This is a genomic window from Gammaproteobacteria bacterium (assembly GCA_014075255.1).
GTDB lineage: Bacteria > Pseudomonadota > Gammaproteobacteria > UBA4575 > UBA4575 > JABDMD01.
On record CP046178.1, the window covers coordinates 61,501 to 67,500 of the forward strand.

4 protein-coding genes and 1 rRNA gene (1 of these 5 only partly in view) are annotated in these 6,000 nt (G+C 40.2%); 3 read left to right on the forward strand and 2 right to left on the reverse strand.

Translation table 11 applies throughout. The annotated features are described in order from the left end of the window. Window positions 1-102: 102 nt before the first annotated feature. Complete coding sequence (locus GKR92_00340) at window positions 103-1,215, reverse strand: anhydro-N-acetylmuramic acid kinase (GenBank protein ID QMU60230.1); 1,113 nt, start codon at window positions 1,213-1,215, stop codon at window positions 103-105. A 15-nt stretch (window positions 1,216-1,230) separates the two neighbouring features. Next, window positions 1,231-2,733: a peptidoglycan DD-metalloendopeptidase family protein gene (locus GKR92_00345; protein ID QMU60231.1), complete on the reverse strand. Its 1,503-nt coding sequence runs from the start codon at window positions 2,731-2,733 to the stop codon at window positions 1,231-1,233. A gap of 116 nt (window positions 2,734-2,849) precedes the next feature. Here GKR92_00345 and GKR92_00350 point away from each other — a divergent pair, with 116 nt between their 5' ends. From GKR92_00350 to GKR92_00360, 3 genes are all read left to right on the forward strand, one after another. Beyond that, window positions 2,850-4,058, forward strand: a complete 1,209-nt coding sequence (locus GKR92_00350; GenBank protein QMU60232.1) for a tyrosine--tRNA ligase — start codon at window positions 2,850-2,852, stop codon at window positions 4,056-4,058. 20 nt (window positions 4,059-4,078) lie between these two features. Then, window positions 4,079-5,479 (forward strand): mechanosensitive ion channel, encoded by a 1,401-nt coding sequence (locus GKR92_00355; protein QMU60233.1) that lies wholly within the window; start codon window positions 4,079-4,081, stop codon window positions 5,477-5,479. Between the two features lie 481 nt (window positions 5,480-5,960). After that, a 16S ribosomal RNA gene (locus tag GKR92_00360) occupies window positions 5,961-6,000 on the forward strand (it continues 1,502 nt past the right edge of the window).

Here is a 6,000-nt window from a genome sequence, read left to right on the forward strand (position 1 = left end):
TTAATAAATTATTTAGGCTGTTTATCTTTACGTTTTTGTATCTTCCAAGATCCAGAGGAGTGAATTTACCAGCTCAAATTCGGATGTCCGTTGTGTCGGTCTTTATTTAGGGATGAAAACTTCACCTAATACGACGGGTTTATCCGCACCGGTTACACTTGGAATATTTCCCGGTTTTAAATTTTGATGTTGTTCGGCCAACCAGGCAAAGGCCATTGCTTCCATCCATTCGGAAGGAACTCCAAATTCGCTAGTTTGTTCCAGAGAGGCTTTTTCTAAAGTTTTTTCTAGTTGCGTAACCAGGAATTTATTTTCGCTGCCGCCTCCACATATAAGAATTTTTTTGCTTTGTGGGCACCAAGTATTAATACTTTCCGCGATGCTGAAAGTGGTTAATGCGAGCAACGTTGCTTGAATGTCTTCTAAGGAAATGGTTGTGCCATATTTGTCGAGTTGATGCTGTGTCCATTCTAAATTGAAATGTTCTCTTCCCGTGGATTTTGGAGGAAAGCTTGCAAAGTAGTTATCTTCAAGCATCTGTTTTAGTAATTGCGTATTTACTTTACCGCTTTGCGCCCAATTCCCGTCCTGGTCAAACGATTTGTTTAAATGTTTTTGGGTCCATGCATCCATAAGTGTGTTTGCAGGCCCGGTATCAAAACCAATAATAGGTTCGTCTTTATCTTTTGGTAATTTTGTAATGTTTGCAATGCCTCCTAAATTTAGTACAACGCGTTCTTCAGTTGAACTTTGCAAAACTTCTGCATGATAAGCGCATGCTATAGGCGCGCCTTGCCCGCCGACATCAATATCAGCTTGTCGAAAATTACCCACTGTGGGGATACCAGAAGTATTAGCAATATATTGCGCATTACCAATCTGAATGGAAACTGCAGGAATGCCTTTAGGATCATGGAAAACAGTTTGACCATGACTGCCAATCGCAGAAATTTCCTCTGCATCAATGGATGTTTGTTTTAATAATTGTGTGACAGCATTGCAAGATGCTTGTGAAAATTGTCTATCTAGATTTTCAAATTCTTTTGGATATTGTCGCGTAGCAATAAGTGAATTGATTTCGTTACGTAATGAGGCGCTTATAGGTTGACTATAAGTGGAAACAATATACGTATTGGATTGTGCGAAATCCATAAGAACTGCGTCAATCGCATCAACGCTAGTGCCTGACATGAGCCCAATAAAGTATTCGGGCATAGAAGTTGAATAGATTTATAAGTCGCGCATGACTAATGCGTTTTGCGTATACGCATCAAGTTGCACAATCATAGGTTGAATTGAAGCCTGGAATCGATCCATTTCTGAATCGGGTAACGGGTTTGCGCTAGGTAGTTTAACTTTTAATGGATTTCGATGAACGCCGTTTACACGAAACTCATAATGTAAGTGTGGTCCTGTTGCTAATCCAGTGCTACCGATGTAGCCAATAATTTGTCCTTGCTTCACGCGTGAACCAACTCTTGCTTTACCTGCATACTTTGACATATGCGCATAAAGGGTTGTGTAGGTGTTGCCATGACGAAGAATAATGGTATTTCCGTAACCACCTTTTCTGCCGCGATGCACAACTTTACCATCACCAGTTGCTTTAATAGCTGTTCCAGTTGATGCCGCATAATCTACACCTTTGTGTGCACGGATTTTATTTAAAACCGGGTGCTTGCGTCTTAAATTAAAGCGTGAGCTAATGCGTGCTAGGTCAACTGGTGTGCGCATAAAAGGTTTGCGCATGCTTTTACCATCGGGAGAGTAATATTCTGTTTTGTCGTTGCTATCTGTATAGCGATAGGCGCGATAGATGTGATTGTTGTTTGCAAATTCTGCAGCAATAATATTTCCATCACCCACTTTTTCACCTGCTAAAAAAAGTTCTTCATATACCACTGTGAAGCTGTCGCCTTGACGGATATCAAGTGCGAAATCTACGTCCCAGCCAAAAATTCCTGCTAAGCCCATGATTAAACCATCTGACATGCCAGCATCTTGTCCAGCAAGGAATAAAGATTGATTAATGGTGCCGGTAGCGACTTGTGAAATTCTATCTAGCTCACGGTTAGCTTCTTCTACTATGAACGTGTCATTGTCTTTATATAAGATAAGTGATTTGGTTATGCTTTTTTCAAGTTCTAACTTATCAATTCCATCGCCGCCAAAAGTAAAATGTAACTTTTGTCCGGGATATATTTTTTTTAACGGTTTAGCTTGTTTGCCTAAGTTTAGAATTTGTGTCAGTTCGTGATGTATATCGAGATCGCTAAATATTGAAGATAAGGTGTCGCCTTTTTTTACTATTACCGTTACGTCGCTTGCTTCTGCAATGGGCTCTGGTTCAACAATTTCTAATGTTTCTGCAGATGAATTTGTAATTAGGTTTTCTTGGTTATTTTTGCTGGGCACTTGTAGAGCAAGAGTTTGACTTTGGCTTTGCTCTGTAACAGGCTTGAGTGGTAATGAAATCGTTTGATTACTAACGTTGGTTTGTTCGAGTGTTGTTACATTTGATTTAACAGTGGCAGATAAATTAGCAGCGCTAGTGGTAGTCTGATTAGACTGTGCTAAAACAACACTAACAATGAGGATTCCAATTAATGCGGTGGCTGCAAGAAGATATGCGGGGACGTGATGTTTTACGCCCTTGCTAGATGACGCAACATTCTTAAAGTCGGTGCCAATTAAAGAATTGTAATCCACGGAATTTGTTTCAATTTTTGGCATAAAATAACGTCCTTGTACCCATTGGTCAATGAATTTAACAAGACTCAATATTCTTCTAAAGAGATGGTTATCTAACTGGTCGTTCGTTATGGGTTATTGGTTTTATAGGCTTAAATATGGTTGAAAATACACCAAATATGCAAATAGACGAGTTAGTTCGCGGGGTTGACGAGGTTTTGCTTCTGGATGAGCTGCTGTCTAAGCTTAAAAAGGACCGTCCATTGCGGGTTAAAGCAGGGTTTGACCCCACAGCACCGGATTTACATCTAGGGCATACGGTACTTATTAATAAGCTACGTCAGTTCCAACAAGCTGGGCATCAAGTCATCTTCTTAATTGGTGATTTTACCGCCATGATTGGTGATCCGACGGGCAAAAATGTTATGCGCCAACCCTTATCTGGGGACGAAGTTCAAGCTAACGCCACCACTTATAAAGAACAAATCTTCAAAATATTGGATCCAGCTAAAACAGAAATTGTGTTCAATTCATCTTGGATGGGTAAAAAGAGTGCTGCAGATATGATCAAGCTGGCTTCTAAGCATACGGTTGCGCGCATGTTGGAGCGAGATGATTTTGATAAACGCTATAAAAGTGGAAAGCCAATCGCAATCCATGAGTTTCTTTACCCTTTAATACAAGGGTATGACTCAGTAGAACTAAAATGCGATATGGAGTTGGGTGGCACAGATCAAAAATTCAATCTGCTGGTGGGTCGCGAGTTACAAAAAGAAAGCGGTCAGGAGCCGCAAGTGATCATGACGATGCCCATTTTAGAAGGCTATACGCAAGGGCCAGAAAAAATGTCTAAGTCGCTTAATAACTATATTGGTATAACCGATACGCCAAACGATATGTTCGGTAAAATTATGAGCGTCGATGATGAAAAAATGTGGCGCTATTTTGATTTATTAAGTTTTCGTTCAATAAGTGAAATCGAGAATCTTAAAAAAGACGTTAAAGAGGGTGCTAACCCAAGAGATATCAAATTTAAACTAGCTGAAGAAATTATTGAAAGATTCCATGACAAGCAAGCCGCAGATGCTGCACAAGCTGATTTCATTCAGCGTTTTCAAAAAGGTGCTCTGCCGGATGACATGCCGGAAAAAGGAATTCAGGCAATAAATGGTACGATCGCAATAGGCAATTTACTGAAAGAGGCTGGTTTAGTCGGCAGCACTTCCGAAGCGATACGAATGATTAAACAGGGTGCGGTAAAGATTGATGGTGAGAAGATAGCTGATTCGAAGTTGCTTTTATCTACAGGAATGGAGGCAGTATTTCAGGTTGGTAAACGAAAGTTTGCAAAAATTAGTATTAATTAATCATAGTAAAGGTTTAAGAAATGGCAGATTCAGAAGAAGCAAAAATTGAGATTCCTGAAGATGCGAGCATAGAAATTCCAGAAGAAACAAAAGAGGAAGTAACTAAATTAGTTGAAAACATTAATTTAGAGAATCTTCAATCCATCGTCGAGAATTTTTCTGAGAATGTTGTCGCTTGGGCGCAAAGCCCGGCTTTTTACGCGCAATGTGGGCTGATACTCACGGCAATTATATTTGCATTTTTAGCTGCAAAAGTAATCGGTAGAAATTTCAAGCCAAGGTCCCAGCCTCCACAGCCAGGCTCAATGAGTAAGTGGCGGGGGTTTCTACATCAAGCTAAAGGTATTTTATTTTCACTGTTTACAGTGATTTTTCTTGGTGCAGCGAGTGTCTTAAGTGATGCAACGGTTCAACAGGATTGGTTGCTAAAACTGGCGCAAGGATTAGCGGTGGTTGCGCTTATATATTCTATCAATAAGCAATTTGTCAGCCGCGGTGCGGTTAAGAAGTTCATTAAGTGGGTCATTATCCCAATTGCAATTATGTATGTGTTTGGTTGGTTGGATAATGTAATCAATCATCTGGATTCGATTAAGTTACAACTAGGTAATATCTCATTATCTTTGTACGCCATCGCACGCGTATTAATATTTGGATCGATTCTATTTTGGTTGGGGCGTATATCTAACGACACAGGTAAAGAATACATCCGTAAGCAAGAAAATCTTGAGGTGGGCACTCGCGAAGTGTTTGCTAAGTTATTTGAAATTGGCCTGTTTTTTATAATCTTTATTTTATTGCTGCAGGTCATGGGTATCAGCCTGACTGCACTCGCAGTATTTGGTGGCGCACTGGGTGTGGGTCTAGGGTTTGGGCTGCAAGCCATTGCTTCAAATTTTATCTCTGGTTTGATTATTCTCCTCGACCGCTCACTTACCGTAGGGGATTACATTGAATTAGAAGATGGACGCGGTGGAACCATTAGCGCTTTGAATATGCGCTCGACCATATTAGAGACTTTTGATGGCAAAGATATTGTGGTTCCCAATGAAACCTTTGTGACTTCCAGTTTTGTGAATTGGACGCATGCGGATATCAAACAACGCTATTCGATAGAATTTCAGGTGTCATATGACACCGATATGGAAAAGTTAGTGGAGATACTAAAAGAAGTGACGGCGAGTCATCCGCAAGTAATTAGTGGTGCTGATGCAACACCTGAAGAGCAACCTGATGCAGAAATTAGTAGTTTTGCGGACTCAGGTATAGAAGTTTTAGTTGAGTTTTGGATGGAAGGCGTTGATGACGGAGTCAATCGAGTGGATGCTGATTTAAAAATGATGATTTGGAAAGCGCTAAAAGAAAACAATATCAGCTTCCCGTTCCCGCAACGCGAGGTACGGATTCTGAATCCAAGCTAGAGAATCAGTACTATACAATATTGCGCCGATCAGCCACGCTGACATGAGCATTTCAAGCACTAAAATTGGGCTAAAAATGGCTGCAGTTGGCACTTTAGATGCTTAAGTTATGGGCAAAGGAGATAGTAATTAATTATTGATCGATTCTACCCCAGTATTCGCTTGACCTATGATAGAAGCGCCCTATAATGCGGCCTCCGCAAATCAAATATCCCACCAAAAGTGGTATATTTATTTGCGGATTTTTTTGTCCTTTCGTTGACAGAAATAAGATTAAAAACATATACTTATATGTTCGCTCGTGCATACATGGCAGAGCGGTTATTTAACAATTGAATAAGTGACTTGTGTGGGTGCCTTGATTAGGTACCTTAATTTTTATTGAGGGTGATAACAATTCAGTAGAAGTGAGTTTTTGAGTTCTTTGCGGAACCTAAAGATTCATCTCGCAATATTCGCGAAGTAATTCGCAAAAAGTTATTAACTGAAGAGTTTGATCCTGGCTCAGATTGAACGCTGGC